This is a genomic window from Rhodocytophaga aerolata, assembly GCF_030503435.1.
In the GTDB taxonomy this organism is placed as follows: Bacteria; Bacteroidota; Bacteroidia; order Cytophagales; family 172606-1; genus Rhodocytophaga; species Rhodocytophaga aerolata.
The window spans coordinates 1-20,242 of sequence record NZ_JAUKPO010000058.1 but is presented as its reverse complement, the minus strand read 5'-3'; the positions used below and the strand labels follow the sequence as shown (position 1 = coordinate 20,242).

General features: G+C 40.6%; 21 protein-coding genes and 1 tRNA gene. 16 read left to right on the top strand and 6 right to left on the bottom strand.

The annotated features are described in order from the left end of the window. Positions 1-532: 532 nt before the first annotated feature. The 9 genes from Q0590_RS34425 to Q0590_RS34385 all read left to right on the top strand — a co-directional run bounded on the left by Q0590_RS34425 (position 533) and on the right by Q0590_RS34385 (position 6,376). Entirely contained in the window at positions 533-880 is a 348-nt protein-coding gene (locus Q0590_RS34425; protein WP_302042220.1) for a cytochrome c oxidase assembly factor Coa1 family protein, read from the top strand. Between the two features lie 211 nt (positions 881-1,091). Beyond that, positions 1,092-1,574 carry a hypothetical protein gene (locus tag Q0590_RS34420; protein ID WP_302042219.1) on the top strand — a complete coding sequence of 161 codons (483 nt, stop codon included), beginning with the start codon at positions 1,092-1,094 and terminating at the stop codon, positions 1,572-1,574. A gap of 99 nt (positions 1,575-1,673) precedes the next feature. Beyond that, on the top strand, positions 1,674-1,976 hold the full coding sequence (locus Q0590_RS34415) for a hypothetical protein (RefSeq protein ID WP_302042218.1): 303 nt from the start codon (positions 1,674-1,676) through the stop codon (positions 1,974-1,976). A gap of 141 nt (positions 1,977-2,117) precedes the next feature. Next, entirely contained in the window at positions 2,118-2,681 is a 564-nt protein-coding gene (locus Q0590_RS34410; protein WP_302042217.1) for an SUKH-4 family immunity protein, read from the top strand. A 119-nt stretch (positions 2,682-2,800) separates the two neighbouring features. Further along, a complete protein-coding gene (locus tag Q0590_RS34405) occupies positions 2,801-3,337 on the top strand; it encodes a DUF695 domain-containing protein (protein ID WP_302042216.1) in 537 nt (178 codons plus the stop codon). A 119-nt stretch (positions 3,338-3,456) separates the two neighbouring features. Beyond that, positions 3,457-4,083: a hypothetical protein gene (locus Q0590_RS34400; RefSeq protein WP_302042215.1), complete on the top strand. Its 627-nt coding sequence runs from the start codon at positions 3,457-3,459 to the stop codon at positions 4,081-4,083. Between the two features lie 709 nt (positions 4,084-4,792). After that, positions 4,793-5,179, top strand: a complete 387-nt coding sequence (locus Q0590_RS34395) for a hypothetical protein (protein WP_302042214.1) — start codon at positions 4,793-4,795, stop codon at positions 5,177-5,179. 176 nt (positions 5,180-5,355) lie between these two features. Next, the gene (locus Q0590_RS34390) at positions 5,356-5,820 is read left to right on the top strand and encodes a hypothetical protein (protein ID WP_302042213.1); all 465 of its coding nucleotides are present in this window, start codon (positions 5,356-5,358) and stop codon (positions 5,818-5,820) included. A 139-nt stretch (positions 5,821-5,959) separates the two neighbouring features. Continuing rightward, entirely contained in the window at positions 5,960-6,376 is a 417-nt protein-coding gene (locus Q0590_RS34385) for a hypothetical protein (protein WP_302042212.1), read from the top strand. A gap of 155 nt (positions 6,377-6,531) precedes the next feature. On the opposite strand, the gene Q0590_RS34380 is transcribed toward Q0590_RS34385, so the two are convergent. From Q0590_RS34380 to Q0590_RS34365, 4 genes are all read right to left on the bottom strand, one after another. Further along, the gene (locus tag Q0590_RS34380; protein ID WP_302042211.1) at positions 6,532-7,704 is read right to left on the bottom strand and encodes an ATP-binding protein; all 1,173 of its coding nucleotides are present in this window, start codon (positions 7,702-7,704) and stop codon (positions 6,532-6,534) included. An 8-nt stretch (positions 7,705-7,712) separates the two neighbouring features. Further along, on the bottom strand, positions 7,713-8,159 hold the full coding sequence (locus tag Q0590_RS34375; protein WP_302042210.1) for a response regulator: 447 nt from the start codon (positions 8,157-8,159) through the stop codon (positions 7,713-7,715). A 10-nt stretch (positions 8,160-8,169) separates the two neighbouring features. Then, positions 8,170-10,446: an ATP-binding protein gene (locus Q0590_RS34370; RefSeq protein WP_302042209.1), complete on the bottom strand. Its 2,277-nt coding sequence runs from the start codon at positions 10,444-10,446 to the stop codon at positions 8,170-8,172. A 448-nt stretch (positions 10,447-10,894) separates the two neighbouring features. Then, a tRNA-Gly gene (locus tag Q0590_RS34365) sits at positions 10,895-10,967 on the bottom strand. A gap of 641 nt (positions 10,968-11,608) precedes the next feature. Here Q0590_RS34365 and Q0590_RS34360 point away from each other — a divergent pair. Continuing rightward, positions 11,609-13,651: a sensor histidine kinase gene (locus tag Q0590_RS34360; protein ID WP_302042208.1), complete on the top strand. Its 2,043-nt coding sequence runs from the start codon at positions 11,609-11,611 to the stop codon at positions 13,649-13,651. Positions 13,652-13,673: 22 nt separating this feature from the next. Then, positions 13,674-14,414, top strand: a complete 741-nt coding sequence (locus tag Q0590_RS34355) for a LytR/AlgR family response regulator transcription factor (protein WP_302042207.1) — start codon at positions 13,674-13,676, stop codon at positions 14,412-14,414. A 35-nt stretch (positions 14,415-14,449) separates the two neighbouring features. On the opposite strand, the gene Q0590_RS34350 is transcribed toward Q0590_RS34355, so the two are convergent. Continuing rightward, a complete protein-coding gene (locus tag Q0590_RS34350; protein ID WP_302042206.1) occupies positions 14,450-15,205 on the bottom strand; it encodes a hypothetical protein in 756 nt (251 codons plus the stop codon). Between the two features lie 255 nt (positions 15,206-15,460). Between Q0590_RS34350 and Q0590_RS34345 the strand changes: the two genes are divergently transcribed. After that, positions 15,461-15,679 carry a hypothetical protein gene (locus Q0590_RS34345; protein WP_302042205.1) on the top strand — a complete coding sequence of 73 codons (219 nt, stop codon included), beginning with the start codon at positions 15,461-15,463 and terminating at the stop codon, positions 15,677-15,679. A 242-nt stretch (positions 15,680-15,921) separates the two neighbouring features. On the opposite strand, the gene Q0590_RS34340 is transcribed toward Q0590_RS34345, so the two are convergent. Then, positions 15,922-16,770 (bottom strand): potassium channel family protein, encoded by an 849-nt coding sequence (locus Q0590_RS34340; protein ID WP_302042204.1) that lies wholly within the window; start codon positions 16,768-16,770, stop codon positions 15,922-15,924. Positions 16,771-17,251: 481 nt separating this feature from the next. Here Q0590_RS34340 and Q0590_RS34335 point away from each other — a divergent pair, with 481 nt between their 5' ends. The 4 genes from Q0590_RS34335 to Q0590_RS34320 all read left to right on the top strand — a co-directional run bounded on the left by Q0590_RS34335 (position 17,252) and on the right by Q0590_RS34320 (position 19,965). Next, positions 17,252-17,746: a hypothetical protein gene (locus tag Q0590_RS34335; RefSeq protein WP_302042203.1), complete on the top strand. Its 495-nt coding sequence runs from the start codon at positions 17,252-17,254 to the stop codon at positions 17,744-17,746. Positions 17,747-17,866: 120 nt separating this feature from the next. After that, complete coding sequence (locus Q0590_RS34330) at positions 17,867-18,799, top strand: bestrophin family protein (protein WP_302042202.1); 933 nt, start codon at positions 17,867-17,869, stop codon at positions 18,797-18,799. Further along, positions 18,789-18,995 (top strand): hypothetical protein, encoded by a 207-nt coding sequence (locus Q0590_RS34325; protein ID WP_302042201.1) that lies wholly within the window; start codon positions 18,789-18,791, stop codon positions 18,993-18,995. The genes Q0590_RS34330 and Q0590_RS34325 overlap by 11 nt, the downstream gene beginning before the upstream one ends. Positions 18,996-19,275: 280 nt before the next feature. Continuing rightward, positions 19,276-19,965: a DUF8692 domain-containing protein gene (locus tag Q0590_RS34320; RefSeq protein WP_302042200.1), complete on the top strand. Its 690-nt coding sequence runs from the start codon at positions 19,276-19,278 to the stop codon at positions 19,963-19,965. Positions 19,966-20,242: the final 277 nt, after the last annotated feature.

Sequence of the window (20,242 nt, the reverse complement as noted above, 5' to 3'; positions counted from 1 at the left end):
AAGTCCGGTTTTGGAGGACCAGCTCAAGAGGTGACTCTTGAGCTGAGTCTAACTGTATGCCATATGAAACAATCCACAAGCAGATATTTTACACAGCACTAACCAGCCTCTTGACACTCAGATTTATGACTACTTTGGAGGTAACTAAAGAAACTATAAGCAAATACAAATACCTTCTATTGGTATTTGTGATTTCAGTAATTGCCGAATTTATACCAAAGGATGTTACATTCAAGGCATCGTTTGACTTGATAACCTTTCAATTAATAGCCACTTGTTTAGTAAGTTTCGTAGCAACACAATTTCATAAATTTTATAATCCTACTGCTTCACATATTAAGTGGTGGACTGGTATATATAGCTTTATAGTTCTGATGACAATTCTGGGTTATCTATTAGGTAGATTATTAAATATTGAATAAGCTTATATAGCTACCAGTATAGCTAAAAGACCATTGGTCTGCTGACACACAAATAAGCACTCTCAGGTATGTGTATTGTCAATTGCATACTATTAATTGAATTTTGAGCAGTGATAAAGCCAGAAAAACAAGTCACAGTAGAATTGATAAAAAGAGGTGCAATTACCTTTGTAATTATCGGCCTGCTTATTGTGTTTTTTATTTTTCACAAACTCAATAACAGTGATGTAAGCAAAGTAGCCAAAGAATATATTCTAACAAGTGAGGAGATAAAGGCAAGGATAGGTGAAGTAAAAGAATTTGGATGGGCTTCTATTGGCAGTATTGAAGAGAGTCAGCAAGAAGGTCAGGCGCAATTGAATTTTGCAATTACAGGAGCGAACAAAAAGGCAGACATACAAATTTACCTAAGTAAGGATGCTTCAGGATGGAAGGTGGATAAATATAAATTAGAATAAAAACGGGCATACAACATCAAACAATCCGTTAACTGTGGCTTGCCAATCGCAAAGCAAGGAATAAAAGACCTACAACCGATACTAAATAAAGAGAACAGATAAAGACCGGCACCCAACACGAACTTCACCCGATCAGCAGCCCATTCCAAAGCATAGGCTTGGCATGAGGGCTTGCCGCCGGGAAGTATTGATACATTAGTAGTTATTAAAAATGATAAAAGACAGGCAAAAAATAGGTGACTTATTTTCTATGTTCCATGATTTTGAAATAGTGGAAATAGAATTTAATAAGCCATATCTGCTACTAACTGTAAGAATTCCATGGGGGCAACTTTGGCAGGATATGGATTATCAAATCAAAGTATCTATCAGCGGTTGTGAGTTTTTACTTTGCAAATATTGGAAAAGTAACAGTTCGGAAACCCATAATACTGATAATCCTAAAGAAATTGAGTTCTTAGAACTTGATGTACAAAGACATAGATATACTGCACCAAATACATATGAGTTTGTATGTAATGGAAACAATTGTGCAGGTGCAGAACTTACCTTTACTGCTGATAAAGTTGAGCTATGGGATAAATCAGGGGAAAGCTTAAAGTTAGATAAGATGAAGGGATGGGCAACTGATTGGTGGAATAACATTCAACAGATGTGGGATGAACAAAAGGATGATAAAAAGAACAACTACTAACATTAAACCTAAGACAACAACCTTGGCACAGCCGCACATAGCTCAGCATGAGCCAAAGGTATGCGTAGGTTCATATTCCGTTAGGGCGTATTAAAAAGAATGAAGACTACAGAAATTATAACAGTAATTTTATTGACGGGACTTTGCTGTTTTATCTTACGATGGGCAATAAATTGGATTTTGCTCAATAAGGTTAATAAAACAAATTATTCTCCTTTTCGAGCTAGTTATTCTTTGAGCGATATTATTCCAATGTTCCGACACGTTGCTATCAGTGAATGGAAAGTATGGTGGAGAGGAGAAGAATATTCCACTTTAAAAGTTGTTTCCAATACTTTGTCGGTAATTATTTATAGCTGCGTTGCTCTAATGATTGTCCTTCTAAGCGTACTTGATAAGTAATTAAATTTGAAAGCTAAAATAAAAACATGCCCTAACATTAAATACGAACGCCAACCCTGGCGCAGCAGCACAACCCCAGCTTGAGCCAAGGGTCTGCGAGTATTCATGCTACATTGGGAACCATAGATAAGGACACTAACAATGAAATGGGGTAATAAATTTGAGAAAACAACTACCTATGATCTCAAGAGGATTAGTAGTTTAAATTTAAATGATTCAACTAAAGATTTCCTTGTCAAAGTTGGATTGCCCGAGTATGCAGCTCCATTTTTGAGTTTTGTAGAAAACAATAATATACAGTATGAAGGTATTTTAAAACTAACGGATTATTTTACTTTTTTAGAGCCCAAGTTTGATAAATATGTGGTGATTGGTTCAGATGGAGGTGGAAATATGATTGTGATTGATACAAGGGACAACTGTAAAATAAAGTTACTAGACCATGATGCCTGTTTCTCAGAAATTTTGATGAGCAGTTCAATAGAAAGATTATGTGCAAGTTTATTGATTTATCAAAGCTTTATTGATTGTATACTAGAAGAAAATGGAGAGGACGCATTTATAGACAGTATCTTCAACGATGGTCAATTAAACGACTTAAAGCAAAGGTTAACTGATAATGATATTGAAGCAATGGGTGAGAATTGTTTTTGGTTTCAGGAGATTGGGATATTAGTTGCCAATAGAGAAGAAATGAGGAAATGAAATACGGTTGCCAACACCATCTACGCCAAGCACCGCGCTGCTACAGCACAGAGCTGTCGCTAGAAGCCACGGCGCTGTGTATTTTTGTTCCATTGTGCCCCAGCAGAAGACAAATTGAAATGACAAAGAATGAGATGATAAAAAATATATTTATAGCTTTATTAGTGATAGGAGTTGTAAGTTGTACTGAGCAAGGACAAAAAGAGAAAATGATATCAGATAAGCCACAAGATTTATTTCCAAAAGAGAGTTACACCATAAGGCAATTCAAAGATGCGGAAGATAATTTGTGTTATATTTCATTTAATGCAGCATACAAAGGATACAAGTATAAAAATGACTATCCTTTCGCCTTGTTCATCGATGTAGAGACCAGAGACCAAAACGAAAATGGACATCCTACCCCAACAGAAGCTGATGTTTTTGAAGCTTTTGAAGAAGAATTGGTCAGTAAGTTAAGCAAGCAAGCTTCTTTCCATTACTTAGGAAGAAGTACATTAAATGGCAGACGAGAAATATTTGGATATATAGATAAACCAGAAAAAATAGATACTTACTTAAGAAAGCTCCGTGATAGTGGTCAGGCCCAACGAAAATTTGATTATACGATTGAAAAAGACGAGGATTGGAGCCAAGTATCCAGCTTACTACAATAAACAATAGAAAGGCCGGGCGCACAACATCAGCTTCGACCGCCAACTAGCCATTCCTCACCACAGGGCTCTACCACAATGTGACTAGTATGCGGGAAGCAATGTTCCATTACCTACAATAAATGAAATTGATAAGTATTCTGTTCATGTTGTTTACTGTTGTTCCATGTTTAGGCCAGGGAGAAGAAGTATCGTTCTGGAAGGGATATGTAGATGAGGATGCGAAAGAGCTGAACCTGCAAAATTTAGAAAAGACTACTTATCCGAAGGCTTACAGAATATGGAACTCCTATCAAGTTATTGAATTAATTCAAGAGAACGATTCTACCTATAGAGGGCAATTGATTAATTATGTGGCCAAGATTAATCGTAAGGAAGAGAAGAAACGCTTGATTAATCAAAAGCTTTTCATACCTGAGTCAGTTGCGAAAACTTTGATTCATCAACTAACGGCACAAGATATTGAATATCTACCTGATGGGAAAGATGTGAAGGGATATGTGACAGGACTAGATGGGATGAGTTATCAATTTGAAATCAAATCAGCCGGAAAGTATAGAATTTACTCCTATTGGGAGCCCGAAGATGACCTTTATCAAAACTCCCAAATTCAGGAAGTACAGAAAGTTAGAAACATACTCTCCGCTTTGGATCAACATTTAGATGTATGGAAGCTTTTTACCTCCTTTAGAGATCAGTTACCTTATGGTAGATATCAATATGGAGGTATAATAATGACAAAAAGATAGTAAGGACTGTAGGTAACACCGCTCTGAAAACGTCAACCGGGCTTGCCTCACCGCAATGCTCCACCGCAACAGACCCGGTCTGCGTCAGCGCTTGAACCATTATGAGTAATGAAAAATGAAGGCAATTAATTTAAAACTGATTTTACTACATACAGTAGCTACTCTTATGCTGTTGGTGGGTTTTTATATTACAGCTTTCTTGTTTGATATTGAGCTAATCAAAGTATTTAATAGGACTGGAGGTATAGAAGAAATTATCAATAGCAGAATACTAACCTTTTTAAGAGTAAAAGGGCTATTCCCTCTACTGGGACTTACAATAAGTATAATAACCTCTTTTTTCATCACTAGACTGAGACGGCAGAACATATGGAACTTATTACCGATCCTATTGCTATCGCTCTTACTATTTACTTTTAAAATATATGAGAACTTAGCTATTATGCCATTCATTTCACTCGCTACTGATAATTTAATAATATCAATAATATTAGTTATTTCTGCTATTTCATTTTTAAGTCTTGGAAGTTGGATATATTTCTCTAAATATACTAACCGGTTAATAATGAATAAAGGATAAAGGATAAAGCATTACTCATAACACCCTGCAAATGATAACCGTGGCATACCAACGCATTACCTCAGCACAAGCCAACGGTATAAAGTAGCAGTTGAGCCTTTAGCAGCAAGGATGAATTTTTAGAACTTAATGACTGAAGAAATAAAATTAACAAGACTACTTTATAAAGAGATTAGAAAGTCATTCAGAAGCTCTACTAAAAAGAAAGAGTATAAAATAAATATAATGCGAGCACTACTTGGGGACTTGTTCAAGGAGAAAGAGGAAACATTATTAAAGACAATATACAGGACAATTCTAGTTGGTATAGAATATGGGATAGTTGAAAGAATCAATTGGAATAAGTTAGTTATTGATGAACTAAATCAAGCAGAAGAATTAAATTTGATATATGCTTTAAAAGTATTAGGCAGTACAGGTAACAGTGATTACATTAATTATATTTTAAATTATGTACAACATCCTAATACCAGAATAAAAGTATCTGCTAAACAAGCTATCAAAAAACTTTCTTAATAGTTCAACTATAATATTGTACGACACTGAATAAAAACTACAAGGCTATGCTGCTAACACCATTCACCATCGTCCACCGGCCTGCTAACGCATTAACCTCAGTATTAAGGCACGGTGGCGAGTGCTTTTGAACCCTTAGGCACAAGTAAATAACTGACTAAAGATTACAATTACATATGAATAAATTTGAAACCGCTGGAGCAAGAACTTCATTGTTAATAGGCCTACCTTTTGGATTAACAGCAGTAATTGTAGGTTTTCTATTTCCTGCGGCGGTGACAGGTGAAGGATTATTTACCATGGGCTATATTCTGGTAAATGGATATGCAACAATCGGGCTCTTAATTTCATTTGTGATCATGCTTTGGGTGGCAGGAAAACAGTTAGGAAAAGACATTGAAAATCATAAAGGTACTTTTAATACAACTCTCAAATTTTCATTTGTAATCAACCTTACGATTTGGTCTGTATTTATTTTGGTTCATCTCTTGACTAACAGAACTATAGACACTTTCTTCGGTTTCCTTTTACCTATGGGGCTTGGCTTTATTTCAATTATTCTAACACCTTTTACCATTGGCTTATTGATTTATAAAGTTACGCTAAGGAGAATAGGTGGATTTAGAGTAACTGATGTTTAGACAGAAGGAAAAAAATGAAAGGACTTGTGCCCAACACTAAATCCTTCGACAATCAGCTTTACCTCAACTAAAGGCTACAGCACAAAAGCTTGATCTGCGAGGATTCATGCTATATTAGGCGTAAGCTGAAAAGAAACAAATGATAAAAAACAAGCATCTTTTATGGGTAAGTCTACTGTTGGTCAGTCTTAGTATGAAAGAAAGGGAAGTACATAAAAGCGGACTGTGTTATTATTCAAGAGAAGGCCACAGAGTAGAAGGCTATTTTATTGAAACGACGCAAAAGTCATTGATTGCTTTCTTAGAAGTAGCCCAAAATGATACTTTTCATAAGCCTGCTGTCTATGAGTTGAACTATCGACATTTTCAAGAAGCTGAGATTGACAATTGGAATCAACTATCAATGAAAGCAGATATATTCGTATTTTGGAAATTTGTGAAAGCAGAAAAGTTTATTCTTTCATCCAATTCAAAAAATAGGACACAAGGCATTAATCTTTCCACTGATAAGGGTAATTATTATTTTGAATTTAAAGTGAAAGGAGAGTTAAGATAAAAGCTATACGCTTAACATCCAACTCGAGATGGAAAAGCAAAGCTGATCATATGCTTAAAGCGGTTGCTAACAATGCTTACCTGATAAGCAAGATAACCCCATTTTGCTGATAAATTGAATTGTCTCTATAGAATGGTTATTGCATTACCTAATCCCTAGGTAGGCAAAGTGAAATAAAAAGTAGATCCCTGGCCAATGATGGATTCAATCCAGATGGTTCCTCCATGATTTTCAACAATTTTATGGCAAGTAGCTAAACCAATACCACTTCCTTCAAACTGATCCCGGCTATGGAGCCTTTTAAACGGCTCAAAAACTTTCCGGGCATATTTCATATCCATGCCAATACCCGTATCCTGCACGGATACAAGCCATTGATCAGCTTGTAGTTGAGCAGTGACAGTAATTATCAATGGCTGTTTACTTCTGAATTTTATAGCATTGCCAATTAAGTTCTGGAAAAGCTGCATCATTTGCCACCGGTTTGCTTTTACTGTAGGCAAGTTCGCTACCATGAATTGGACAGCAGCATTTTCAATGCTTACATGTAAATTTTCTTTTACTCCCAGGATGATTTCGTTCAGATTTACTTCTTCCTGCTTATCTTCCTGCCCGCTCACTTTAGAATATTCTAATAACCCTTCTATCAGGGCTTTCATCCGGGTGGTAGCACCAGACATAAATTTTATATATTCATCAGCTTCCGGAGTTAAGGTTTGTTTAAATTTATTCCGCAATAAATTGATAAATCCATCCAGAGTTCGCAAGGGCTCTTGTAAGTCATGCGAGGCTGCATAGGCAAAACGTTCTAAATCTGTGTTGGAAACTTCCAGTTGCCGCGTTTTTATCTCCAGCTCCTGCTTAGCCTGCTCTAAAAGTGTATTCTGGGCATATAACAATTCCCGTTGCCTGGCCAATTCCTGGCGGATAGCTGTTTTTTCCAGGGCTCCTTCTAAGGCATGACAAAAACGTTCAGCTGTAAATTTGCCCTTGGTCAGGTAATCACTGGCTCCATTTTTTAAAGCCTCTACGGCTACGTTTTCATTGCCGGTGCCTGTAAGCAATATCACGCATAAGTGATCCGGCTGGCTGCTGTTGCGCAAATTCTCTAGTACTTCCAGGCCATCCATATCCGGCAAAGAAAAATCCAGCAATACACAATCAGGCTGTTCATTTTGAAAGAGTGTTATCCCGGCATTCCCGTAGGAGGTTTCAATCACTTGAAAAGAGCCGATATGGACGCAAGTAGGGGTAGCTAAATATCTCTTGAAGGTATACCGATCTTCTTCGTTATCCTCGATAATGAGTATTTTTTTTAAATCCTGCATAAAAGTGTTTATGATTCGGGCAATAATGCCGTTTTTAGCCAGTATTGTTTGAAAGCTTGGATGGTTTGGGTGAAGAGGTCAAAATCGGCTTCCTTCACAATATAGCTGCTGGCTCCCAGCAGGTAGCAGTCATTTACATCTGCCTGGTTACGGGAAGTACTTAAGATGACAACTGGAATTTTTTTGAGAGCTTCATCCTGCTTGATTTGTGAAAGCACAGTTTTACCATCGGTAGCCGGCAAATTTAAATCCAGCAGGATCAATACCGGATAGGGTGATCCTACCAGGTCTTTAAATTGATTCTGACGATAAAGGTAATCCAGTACTTCATCACCATCTGAGCACCTGAAAACGGGATTTTCGATAGCAGATTTAGCAAAGGCGCGTAAGGTAGCTGTATAATCTTCTTCACTATCTTCTACTAAAAGTATTTTTTTTGTATGTGTTTTTTCCAACGTTTTGTGCTCAAGTAAGCGTGAAATAAAAAGTAGTGCCTTCACCGGGAACGGAATCCAGCCATATTTTGCCATTATGGCGTTCAATAATTTTACGGACAATGGTTAAGCCGGCGCCGGTGCCGCCGCCAAACTTATCCTGGGTGTGCAATCGTTTAAAAATTTTAAATACATTTTCAAAATGTTTAGCTGCAATGCCAATCCCATTGTCCCGGACGTAGAATGTATACGCAGCAGGTAGTGCCGGAGATACAAGTGTTTTTGGCGGAGTTTCTATCCATCCGATCTCAATCCACTTAGCAGGTTTATCATTGTATTTAAGGGCATTGGTCAGTAAATTAATAAACACTTCCTTCACCCGTATGGGATCACAGTCTACAACCGGAAAGTGTGGCTGAATGTTTATCTTCGCGGCAGTTTGCTCAATACGTAAATGAAGCTCTTCGAGTACTTCCTCTAGCAGCTGATTAAGATCGGTCGGTTTTAAATTAAGGTCTAGCCTGCCCACTCTTGAAAAATGCAATAGCGAATCCAGTAATTCGTCCATGCGGGTGCTCAACCGTACCAGGGTTTGCAGTTTACTTCTGCCACTCTCATCTAATTTGTCTGTATAGTCTTCCAAAAGGAAACGCGAGTAATTGTGTATGCCCCGCAGAGGCTCTTTCAGGTCATGGGAAGCGATATAGGCAAAAGAGTCCAGTTCGTTATTGCTCTGTTCCAGTTCATTATTCAAACGCATCAACAGGTCAGCTCTTAGTTTTAGCTCACCTGCTATTTTGAGAATCATATCAATAATGGTGTTACGCAATTCAGTTACCACTCTAATTTCTACCGGATGCCATAGCAAAGCTGTGCCTTTTACCTGTTGCACCCAGGCCTGAAAAGACTTACGGGGAGACAGGCGTAAGCCATCTTCGCTGATTTCTGCTACTTTCGCCGGATTACCTGCCCAGGTTACTGTTTGTACAGCTTCCGGGCGAAACCATAACAGGTATTCCTGCTGAACTTTAGAAAGGGTAATAGCGAGTAAACCACTTGCTTTATCCTGATAAGCCTGCGCGTCCGGATTCAGGGAGGAAAGGGTATGGGTATAAAATACATCCTGATACGAATGGGCAGATAACCAGGAGGTTAAGCTTTTAATTTCCTCTATTTCAGGTGTATTTCCCAGCAAATGATATGCGCCGTCCACGCATAGGGCGGCTCCGCCTACGTCAAATAAATCCATTACTGAGGTCTCTTCACCTAGTAATCCCTGTAAGGAGTTTTCCTGGTGTGACATCTGTTCCAGGAGTTTATTTTGCACAGATCGGATGCGCAGGTGATAGGCTGCTTCTTCTAGTTTTTCCTTTTCCAGCAACATTATTGAGAAAGTACGGCCTAAAAACTCACAGGTATTGCGCATCTGGTAGCTTACCGTATGCGGTCCGTAATGATGACAAGCAAAAAGGCCCCAGAGCTTGCCTTCTTTCAATACAGAAATCGACATAGAAGCTCCTACACCCATATTCTTAAGGTATTCTATATGAATAGGAGAAACGCTGCGTAACACAGCAAAACTCATATCCAGGGGCTGGTTTGTGAACGGGTTTTCTACCGGGACCACGGGTACAGGTGTATAGGCTACATCCCGTATATAGCGAATCCAGTTTTTCTCATATAACTCCCGTGCCTGCCTGGGAATATCGGTGGAAGGATAATGCAAACCTAAAAAAGGCTCCAGCTCATTTCCCCGGGCTTCAGCAATTACTTCCCCGTTGTAGGCTTCATCGAAACGGTATACCATAACACGGTCAAATCCGGTAAGCAAGCGGATCTGGGCAGCAGCTGTCTGGCAAAACTCAAGAAGGGTGGCAGCCTGTTGCATATGGCTTAACATCCCATTCAGGTAGGAGAAATCAATGTCTGCTTCTTCAGTCAGTGCTTCAAATTCAAGTATGCAAAGGGGGGGATGCAAGTGAATAATAGCCTGATACTTTCTTGAGGATAAATCTACCTGCTTGATCTCTCTTCGGACGGCATACCCTGGGTTTTCTGAGGCTACAAACCTGGTAAGTGTATAGGCAAACTTCTCTCCCAGTATACTCATTATTGGCTGCCCGATCAATTGCTCAGCAGCCATTGACAGGTGCACAGATGTATTAGCGCTTGCCTGCACAATTTTCCAGTCTCCTACAGTGACTACCAGTAAGAAACCGTGTGGTTGAATAAGGCCTGGAATATGAATGGGTTCCCGGTCACAATTATCAAGGGTAAGGGGTTGCTGAAAAGAAAAATTCGTATTCATAGTTAAAGAAACAAGCTTGAACGAACCCTTTTACGCCCAAGTATAGGTTCTGTTCGATCAAACAAAGATTAGCAATTACTAAGAAAGGTATACTGAAAAAAGCAATTATTTTCAGTTTGTATCAAAAAAGATGTAAGCATTGTCTAGGCAGAACGTATAGAGGCAACATCTACTTAATAAATAGATGTTTTAACATACCATAACATTCTAATCCGATAAAAAGGCTTATAAATCAGACTATATCCCTTTTACTTTCATTAAACAGAATTGCCCAAGTAAAGAGCATTATTTCGGTCAGACTATGAAGGAAATAGGTAGTTTAAGCAAGTTCAACTGCTTGGATTAGTAGTTTCAAAAAGGGGGGAATAAATTTAATAGTAACACCATTGGTTGAAAAATAGTAGGGAACAAAAAAGTAAAACCCGGATGAATACTTCATCCGGGAAAGAGCGGGAAACGGGGTTGGAACCCGCGAGCTCAGGCTTGGGAAGCCGGCGCTCTGCCAACTGAGCTACTCCCGCAAGTGTATTTTATAGGGTAAATAAATACAGTTGATTGCTAACATCCTTACAATTTCTATCCCCAACTTTAGAAAGTTACTTTCCTCTGTTATATGAACTCTGAAGGCTTTATTTGCTGGCAGTTAAGTGAATTACTCGGTTTTATTAACTACCCCTTTTTGGTAACAGATAATTTGGGTTCAAATTCATATGTTTGCAGCTCTTAACTTGTCATCCATTATTTTGAGGTAAACCCAATCAAGTGGTCTAAGAAACAAAAGACAGGGGACAAGTAAAAGACGTTATACCTTCTACTCAAAATTCCGGGCCTTCACACATGCAAAAAGATGTTTCACACAAATAAAAAAGAAGCAGACAAAGAAGTAAATACTTTTGGATATCCTTAACTAGCCATGGCCTATTGAATGTGGTAATCACTAAGAAGAAGGAGACATGGAAGATTACTTTCATGCACGTAACAGTAGTAGATCCGAAAGCAGCTGCGCATGATCCGGTAGTAAGCAAAGTGAGCAAGTAAATTTTATCTGTCAGAGGAGAATACCAGGCTCTCCTGAAGATTTTATTTGCCGTACTTTTATTGCAAAAGGGGTTGCCATTTCCGATATTAAAGTAAATTACAGATGCATGTTGAGGTAGTTTGTATGAGAGTCGTAGCCTTCCTGTTTTTGCTGAGTATGTATGCAGCGGCTGCCATAGCTCAAGGACTTCCTAAACTTATTTTTCACGGACAGCCAACCATGGAGCAAGGTATACCTGTGGAACCCTATGCCCTGTTTTATGAAGATCCTACAGCAGACACTCTAAAGCCGTTACCTGTCATTGAGCAGCAGCCATTTCTGCCTCCTTCTAGGCTCCCTCAAATCCGTAGTCAAACTGCCCGGCAGATGAAGCATACCAGGCAGGTAATCTGGCTGCAATTTAAAATAACCAATACCCACCCTACAGATACTATACAACTCGTATATGCAGGCGGTATCCATGCCGTCTATTCACTCTACCTGAAGACAGATTCTTCCTTCCAGAGTATGGGTAGTAGTGGCCTTTGTGTTGCAGATGATAAACTCAGGCACGGCTATGGCTATGTACCCGTACATGTTCCACCAAATACCACCTCTCACTACTATGTACGGGTAGCCGATTATTTGTTGTTGCTCGATAATATTGCCGGAGGGTTGCATACCCGGCAAAGCTTTGACAAGGTAGTATCGCAGATGCTGCTCCAAGAAAGGTGGCTGTTTGGAGCCTTGGCTATCATCCTGGGCTGTTTGCTGCTCATGGGCGGGTATGCCTCTTTCCAGTACCTGCTGACCCATGACATAGCTTTTTTCTACTATGCCCTCTACACGCTGATGGCCTGTGTTTTTGTTGTGGTGTTAGCCAATCCCCGTTTTAGTCTTGGCCTTACGCCAGTCTCCCTGCCCTGGCTGGGCCATCCGATCGCCTTGTCCTTAAACCATATGCTGAGTCTTTTGTATGCCTTATTTTTGACAAGGCTGCTTGGCACTTCCCGGCAAAACCCTTTGCTTTGGCGGGTAATCATAGGGCTCATGTGTGTGCTGGCCACCCTGCAAGTGATGGCATTTATGCAAGTGTTTACCGGAATATGGATTAGCAGTAATACTTTGTATTTTATGGTAGATACCCTCCCCTCTCTGCTGATGGGCGTACTTTTGATTGTGGCTACCTTGCTTAGCGAAAGTAAGCTAAAAGGGTATTTACTGGCCGGGCAGATCAGTTTGTATGTCATTGCTATTTCTCCTTTCCATGGCCTATTTGCCCTTAATAATCTATCCCCCCAAACAGCTACTTTTCTCAATTACCCACCCTTTTATATGATGCTTGGCTTATGCATTGAACTTTTCTGCTTTGCCCTGGCGCTGGCTTACCGCAGTAAACTGGTAGAAACAGAAAAAAACGAGTTGCAGAAAGGCTATGCCCGCAGGCTGGAAACGGAGTTGCAAGTGCGTACCCTACAAGTACAGGCGCAAAGTGAACAACTGGAAAAGCAGCATATTCAGCAGCTGGAGCAGAGCTTTGAGCAGCAGCTGGCCGAGATTCAGATGATGGCCTTGCGGGCACAAATGAATCCACACTTTATTTTCAACTGCTTGAATTCTATACAGCTCTACACTACCAGTAATGATGCAGTTAAAGCCTCAGACTACCTCAACCGCTTTAGCGGGCTGATCCGGCTGGTACTGGAAAACTCCCGCTCCGAGCAGGTTACCCTCTCTAACGAACTAGAGGCATTGCGCATGTATCTGGAAATGGAAGCCATGCGCTTTAAAGATAAACTCCGTTTTAGAATAGAAGTAGAGAAAAGTCTGGATACTGATTTAATTGAGATTCCTCCGTTGCTCTTGCAGCCCTATGTAGAAAATGCTATCTGGCACGGCTTGATGCATAAGCCGGAAGGCGGACTGGTAGAGGTAAACGTGGAACCAGTACAGGAAGATTGCCTGCGTATTACCATTACCGATGACGGCATTGGCCGCACCAGAGCTACCGAACTCAAAAGCCTTTCGGCAACCCGGCATAAGTCCTTTGGCATGAAAGTGACCGGGGAGCGGATCTCGCTGATCAACCGGCTCTATCACACCCATACCAGGGTAGCCGTACATGATCTGACAGATGCAGCAGGAAAACCGGCAGGAACGCTTGTCGTACTGGAAATTCCTATCTGATTACTTTCTACAACTTATTTCTATGCTCAAAGCAATTATTATTGATGATGAACCGGATTGTGTGGCCCTTATGGCCTTACAATTGAAAGCTCATTGCCCGGGGGTACGGGTTGTCTTGCAAACCACACAACCTGAAGAAGGTCTGGAGGCTATCCGCGATATGGAGCCTGACCTGGTGTTTTTAGATGTGGAAATGCCCAGGATGAATGGCTTTAGTTTGCTTGAAAAACTAGATGAGATCCCTTTGGGTCTGATCTTTGTTACAGCTTACAATGAGTTTGCCTTAAAAGCTTTCCGTTTCAGTGCCCTGGACTATCTGCTCAAACCCATTAACTCTACTCATTTGTGCGAAGCAGTGCGTAAAGCAGAAAAACGGCAACGTACAGATAGCAGGCAACTCGACATGCTGCGCTACCAACTCAAAGAAGGACAACTGCCTTCCAAGATAGCGGTGCCCTTTCAAAGTGGGGTTGTCTTTGTGGAACTCAAAGAACTCGTGTACTGCCAAGCTGACAGCAACTATACCCGGCTCTTCCTAACCAATGGTAAAAACTACCTGCTATCCAAAACCTTACGGGACGTTCAAGAGGTACTCGAAGAGCGGAACTTCTTGAGGGTTCACCGCCAGTACCTAATTAATCTGGAACACATAAAAATGTACCACAAAGGCGATGGGTCGTATCTGGTGATGACTGGGGATGTTACTCTTCCGCTTGCCAAAAACCAGAAAGACCGCCTGGTAGAGAAATTTGGCTGGTTGTAGCACACAAAGAAATTAGTTCCGTTACTCATGTTACCTTATGTGATGAGCCATTCTGCAAAATTATGCCAGGCATCGCTGGGTCCAATGACCACCGCACGCAGGTTAGCCCAAACAAATAAGGCCAAGGCTACCCACAACGAAATTGGATGAATACTGCCTCGGGATAGACGCTCGTAGACGGCTCTAGCAAAGAGGAGCATAAAAAGAGGAAGGAGTATGATGGGGGCAGTTATCTCCCGTAAAACCGGTGAATGGCCAATAATGTGTGTCAGTGCGGCAGGCATTAGGGAAGCGATAGTTGCCAGCAGCATTAACCGCTTGTGAACAGCGGGAGTACTGCGATACCAAATGGCTAGCCCGACCAAAATAGTGAAGCTTAAAAGATCTCCAAGCTGAAACACCAGCAGTTCCAAAGGGTCGCCTTTACCCCTTATCAAATCCCCGCTTAGATCATACCCTCGCCGTGCCATAGCAATGGCAGTTATATACCCCGACAGAACCATTAATAGGGCGAGAAAGGCACCCATATAACCCAGTAGCCGGTGAAGGGCGAGCTTTCTTTTGGTAATGAGGATAGTTTGAGTTAAAAATAATAGGAGCCAGGCACCAAAAATAGCGCCATGGGAGACCACCGCCCAAGTCAGTGGCCCCCTGCGACTTTCTGTAGAGATGGCTGCAGGTCCAAAACCGGCAAAAGCAATAACAATTACGATAACGGCCATTATGATATAGAACCAGCCCTCGGAATTGAGGTGCGCTTGCTGCTCCTGCAAGGCTATTTTAGTTTGCATGATGTGAGATTTTACAAATTAAACTCAGATAGTAATAGGCAGCCATATCGCTTTCTATTACTCTTTAGTGCTTTTATAACCTTTCTTTTTAGTACAGCTAAACTTGCCTTGTTATTCCAATATTTAACCAGGATAAGGGAATGGTTGATTATTCAATTGGGCTGTTAGCATATGATATAAAACTGCGAAATAGAATCTTAGAAAAAGAGGAGTATCTTGTAAAGGAGCTTTTTGAATGAGTGAATAGCCTAAAAATTGAGTGAAGAAAATACTGTTTATAAAATAGTATCTGCAGCTCAAGGCTCAGGTGCTCACCGATGGTATGAGAGGCTACCAGGCCTGGAGAAGGAGTTCCCAAGGATGGTGTGGGAAAAGTCTCAGAAGATAGAGCAGGAACTTTCTCCTGCTGCACCACAGCATCATGCCTTTCAAGGCCTTTCTCAAGGCGTGCACTATTCTCTTCATTACTTATAGTCCTATATCCAACATACCATACCTACAGTGTGAGAAGAGAAGATAAATCCTAAGCTAAAATTTTATAAATAATTTCCCCTTTTAGCCCTTTCTGATGAGTAAAAGTTAAATAGCCTTACTTGTGTTTGGACTTATGTTATTAGTATGAAAGGGCAGTTAAATTAACTGCCCTTTTCTTGAAACTGCACAAATGGTCAAAAGGGGAAAATAGTGCCACCACCTCTCACTTAGAAATAGTTTGGTTAGTCTTTTTTGTTTGGCGGGATTGTAGGACCTGGCTGGGATCCTGCTTCCTCCCTACGTAATTGTCTGATTTCCTGTCGAAGCAGGCTGATTTCCTCTCTCAATGCTGCTAGCTGACTGGCTCCGGCTACTTCAGCCTGCGGATCTTCAGCATCACGTCCAATGAAAAAAGTGGCAAGGGTCGCTGTAAAATAGCCAAATACGGTAAATCCATACAAGGCCAGCAGTAAGCAGAAAATTTGCCCTTCCGGCGTTTGAGGCCAATACTGACTGCCAATGGTAATGAGCACCATCGCCGTCCACCATAATGCCCTTGCATAGGTGTGCAGACCTTCAGGTTGATCCTTTTCGAAGGCATACATGGCAGCAGCCCCGGTAAAAAGAATCACAAACGTAAGGGCCAGTACATAGCCGAAACCGCGCCTTTGCATGGTAAGCCCTAAACTGCGCATGCCCCTATTAAGCGACCCAATTACTTTTACTAGCCTTACACTGCGAACGGCCCTTAGAAGCCTGAAAGCACGTGTGATCCGCAATATTCGCAAGGCAGGTAGCACCAATGATATGAGGGTGAGTATGTTTTTCTTTAGGAAAGGCACCTTCCGGGGAGCAAGGATAAACTTGAGCGAAAAATCAAGGATAAATACAACCCATATCAAATTGCTGACTACCTGCAAAAAGGAACTAAGATGTGAGGTTAGTTCAACAATGAGTAACACAAGCCAGATCAACCCTAGAATGACCATAGGTATTTCAAGGGCATTTTCAATCCGTTTGAGCATTACATAGCGCTCCTTGTTTAACGCTTGCTTGTCTTGCCTCTGTGAAATGGGTGCTTGAAGGCGCATGAGGGATGATTATTTGTCTATAGAGCCAACTCCTTTCTTGCTGGTTCCCTGATGCTACGCAGAAAAGCCTTTCTAAGTTATTGCTGACAAAATTATTATTCATCAGGTTAAACCTTCTGTTTCAATACACAAGTAGCACAGAAAATCTTTACTTTACTCTAAAATTCTAACCTTATAGTTTCTTCAAAGGGGAATTATATTACCTGTTTATTTATCCAAACTGCTTATACTTATACCTTTTAGCCTTCCGGTAGCTGACTTATCTACATGCAGCTTAGAAATACCCTTTCTATTCATGACTCACTTTATGTAAAGGGTAAAAATTAGTGCTTACTATTGGCCATTGGCCTAAATCTGTTAACAGCTACTTCATCAGCATTATTCTTTAGATCATTTTCTAATCAGATTCTAATCTCTTTCTTAAAAGTTCTTAATAAGTGCCTGCTAGCTTTGTATCAGTTCTACTAAAAAACCAATGTCTATGAAGAATATACTGATACCCAGCGATTTTAGCCTGCAATCATTGGATTGTGTGGAAGATGTAGTTCAATCCTTTAACTCGGAGCGGATTAATATTGTGTTTGTGCATGTGTTCTTGATCACTAGTTCTATTGTAGACTTGATGCTGCTTTCCCGCCGGCGAAAAGAATATAGCTATATCAGCGAGCAGTTTTGGAATGAATGCAAAAAACTGGAAAACGAGTACCAAAAGCAGATTAATTCTATCAAAGTTGAATGTTTTTATGGCAACACAGTAGCTGTTTTTAAAAACTACCTGGAAGGCCTGAAAATCGATTTAATCGTTTATCCGCAGCTATACAAATATCAGCTATTGTGCAAAGAGAGTTGCGATCCGGCCAAGCTTATTGCTAAAAGCGGGAGAAAAGTATGGATGCTAGCTGCTAACAGGAAACCAACGCAAGTAAGACAGTTCCGCCGGGTAAGAAACATGTCTTATCAGCTTTCACTCAATTAATAAAGCTTGCCTGGCAAGCCTGTGAGAATAGCTAGTAAGAAGGATAGCTGGCCGGAGTTATTTAGTTGCTGACATTCTTTGATACAGCGAGTACAAACAGAATCATTAACTAATGAAGATATGTTGTTAAAAGATAATATTCCATTTACCTATATACTGGGAAAAATTAAAACAGAGATTTTGGTGGTAGGGATTTACTCGGTGATTGTAGCTATGCTCTACAATACCTTTCACATAACCAGAATTTCGATTCCCGTCTCCGTACCTGCTATTATGGGTACCATTTTGTCGCTCTTGCTTGCCTTCCGTTCCAATCAGGCCTACGACCGATGGTGGGAAGCCCGCACCTTGTGGGGAGCCATAGTTAATGATTCCCGGACCCTGGCCCGGCAGGCACTTTCTTTTGTTGATCATCCTTATCAGACCACTGAAGTAGAGTATTTTCGGGAACGCTTCATTAAACGGCAAATTGCCTGGTGCTATAGCCTTGGGCAGTCGCTGCGGAAAATGGCTCCTTTACAAGGAACAGAAAATTTACTAGTCAAGGATGAAATGGATTTTGTCAAAAGATATACTAACAAGCCGGTAGCCCTATTGGAGCTGCATGCAGCAGACCTGCGACTGGCATTAAAAAATGGATGGATCAATGAATACCAGCAGGTACATATGGATCAGATCCTGACTAGGTTCAGCGATTCCATGGGCGGCTGCGAACGGATAAAGAATACGGTTTTTCCGGCTACTTATAGCTTGTACATCCATTTTGCCCTGGTCCTCTTTATTACCATGCTGCCTTTTGGGCTCATAGAGTTTTTTGGCCTCGTAGAGGTTCCCCTCGTAATTGCTATTGCTTCCTCTCTTCTGCTGATTGAGAAAATGGCTATTCATCTACAAGACCCCTTTGAAAACAAACCTACTGATACGCCGGTAACCACCATTGCCAAAACCATTGAACGGGACCTGCGGCAGATGCTCAAAGAAAGTCAGGGATGGGAAGAGACGAAGCGGATGGAAAAAACAGAAAACCACCAAAAGGAGTTTTATGTCCTATAAGAAATTAGGCTGCCTGCAGCTAAACTTACCTTTTATACGGTTGCTGATAGGAGCACTGGGAAAGAACTACTATTTAGAAGAGCAGTATAGGGTGAGAAAACCTATCAGTTCTGCTTTCTTCCCCACCATATTTACCAATAGCAACCCTATTTTATCAGAGCTGGGAGATAAGAATAAAGAAGAAAAGTTAGCTTAAAGTGAACCTATCTTCTTTACTAGAGTGAAGTCTGGAAGGTAATTAGGTAAGGGGATAAAGTCATTAATGTGTCTATTTCCTCCTTTTGTCTAACCTTCTCCCTCATTTCTGCTAGTACTTTCTTAACCAACCGGTTAATTAATTGTTAACTAGTGGTATGATCCCTTAACATTTCGTTAATTAAGCCGTTATACGAAAAAAACTATCCTTAGCCGGCCAAGCAAACAGTCATTCCTCTTGGATGAAGCTCAATGCCAAGCCATTTACTCCTATTTTGTGCATGTTTCAACTCTTCCTTCAGCAATGTAAAGCACAAGCTAAATTCCTGCTCATCCTCTTGGGTACGGCCATTCTGCTAGTAGCTTTCCTTGGTTGGGTCAGTGTGCATCTTGGCATCCCTTTCAATTCTTTTACCCGCGATCCGGCAGCTATCTTTCACGCAAATCCTTTTATGGGTGTCTTATCTAATCTAGGTATCCTGCTTTGGTGTGTGGCGGCTACCTGCTGTTTGTTTGCTTTTTTGTTAAGGAAACAGCATCAACACTTTCAGGCTTTTTCCTCTTTCTATTACTACTCAGGTCTGCTCAGCTGCTTATTGTTGTTTGATGACTTGTTTATGCTCCATGAAGAGGTTTTCCCCCATATGCTAGGAGTGCCGGAACTAGCCGTGTATGGTAGTTACTTTATCTTGATTCTTCTGTACCTGCTTGTTTTTCTCAAACGCATCTTGCAGACCCATTTTCTGTTGTTGCTGGTAGCCTTTAGCTTTTTTGCAGGCTCTGTTATAGTAGATCTGCTGCCAGTATTTCCCTTTCCCCATTTACTTGAAGATGGATGTAAATTCCTAGGTATTCTTAGCTGGGCGGCGTACTTTATGCATTCGAGCCTAAACCATGTAAAAACCGCTGTAACTTCACACAAAAAAGCCAAATTATCAGTAGGGAAAGGCCAGGTAACAGTAATCAATTAACCATCTGCCTAAGCTTTGATACTGTTTTATTCTCCCTTATTTTTTCTTGTTAAGACATAAAAGGCAAAAGTGAATAAAATTACTACTGATTATAAAAGCATAAAAGGTTTTCACTCTAGCCTATCGATGAAGTTTCAATAAATGGGTGTGGGTGTTGCACATCTCTTACTTTTGATTTTGGCTTGTGATAGGTACCTTTATGAATGGTAGGATGTCTGGAATATAGAAGGTTTGACAGTCAACAAGTAAGCCTTATTATAGGTGAAAGCTGAAGATG

What these genes read in the sequence shown, in the direction of transcription:
- Q0590_RS34415 (WP_302042218.1), top strand. Translation starts at nt 1,674, where the DNA reads ATGAAGACTACAGAAATTATAACAGTAATTTTATTGACGGGACTTTGC.
- Q0590_RS34325 (WP_302042201.1), top strand. Translation starts at nt 18,789, where the DNA reads ATGTCCTATAAGAAATTAGGCTGCCTGCAGCTAAACTTACCTTTTATA.
- Q0590_RS34330 (WP_302042202.1), top strand. Translation starts at nt 17,867, where the DNA reads ATGTTGTTAAAAGATAATATTCCATTTACCTATATACTGGGAAAAATT.
- Q0590_RS34355 (WP_302042207.1), top strand. Translation starts at nt 13,674, where the DNA reads ATGCTCAAAGCAATTATTATTGATGATGAACCGGATTGTGTGGCCCTT.
- Q0590_RS34335 (WP_302042203.1), top strand. Translation starts at nt 17,252, where the DNA reads ATGAAGAATATACTGATACCCAGCGATTTTAGCCTGCAATCATTGGAT.
- Q0590_RS34405 (WP_302042216.1), top strand. Translation starts at nt 2,801, where the DNA reads ATGACAAAGAATGAGATGATAAAAAATATATTTATAGCTTTATTAGTG.
- Q0590_RS34400 (WP_302042215.1), top strand. Translation starts at nt 3,457, where the DNA reads ATGAAATTGATAAGTATTCTGTTCATGTTGTTTACTGTTGTTCCATGT.
- Q0590_RS34385 (WP_302042212.1), top strand. Translation starts at nt 5,960, where the DNA reads ATGATAAAAAACAAGCATCTTTTATGGGTAAGTCTACTGTTGGTCAGT.
- Q0590_RS34340 (WP_302042204.1), bottom strand. Translation starts at nt 16,770, where the DNA reads ATGCGCCTTCAAGCACCCATTTCACAGAGGCAAGACAAGCAAGCGTTA.
- Q0590_RS34370 (WP_302042209.1), bottom strand. Translation starts at nt 10,446, where the DNA reads ATGAATACGAATTTTTCTTTTCAGCAACCCCTTACCCTTGATAATTGT.
- Q0590_RS34320 (WP_302042200.1), top strand. Translation starts at nt 19,276, where the DNA reads ATGTTTCAACTCTTCCTTCAGCAATGTAAAGCACAAGCTAAATTCCTG.
- Q0590_RS34390 (WP_302042213.1), top strand. Translation starts at nt 5,356, where the DNA reads ATGAATAAATTTGAAACCGCTGGAGCAAGAACTTCATTGTTAATAGGC.
- Q0590_RS34420 (WP_302042219.1), top strand. Translation starts at nt 1,092, where the DNA reads ATGATAAAAGACAGGCAAAAAATAGGTGACTTATTTTCTATGTTCCAT.
- Q0590_RS34350 (WP_302042206.1), bottom strand. Translation starts at nt 15,205, where the DNA reads ATGCAAACTAAAATAGCCTTGCAGGAGCAGCAAGCGCACCTCAATTCC.
- Q0590_RS34360 (WP_302042208.1), top strand. Translation starts at nt 11,609, where the DNA reads ATGAGAGTCGTAGCCTTCCTGTTTTTGCTGAGTATGTATGCAGCGGCT.
- Q0590_RS34380 (WP_302042211.1), bottom strand. Translation starts at nt 7,704, where the DNA reads ATGCAGGATTTAAAAAAAATACTCATTATCGAGGATAACGAAGAAGAT.
- Q0590_RS34410 (WP_302042217.1), top strand. Translation starts at nt 2,118, where the DNA reads ATGAAATGGGGTAATAAATTTGAGAAAACAACTACCTATGATCTCAAG.
- Q0590_RS34395 (WP_302042214.1), top strand. Translation starts at nt 4,793, where the DNA reads ATGACTGAAGAAATAAAATTAACAAGACTACTTTATAAAGAGATTAGA.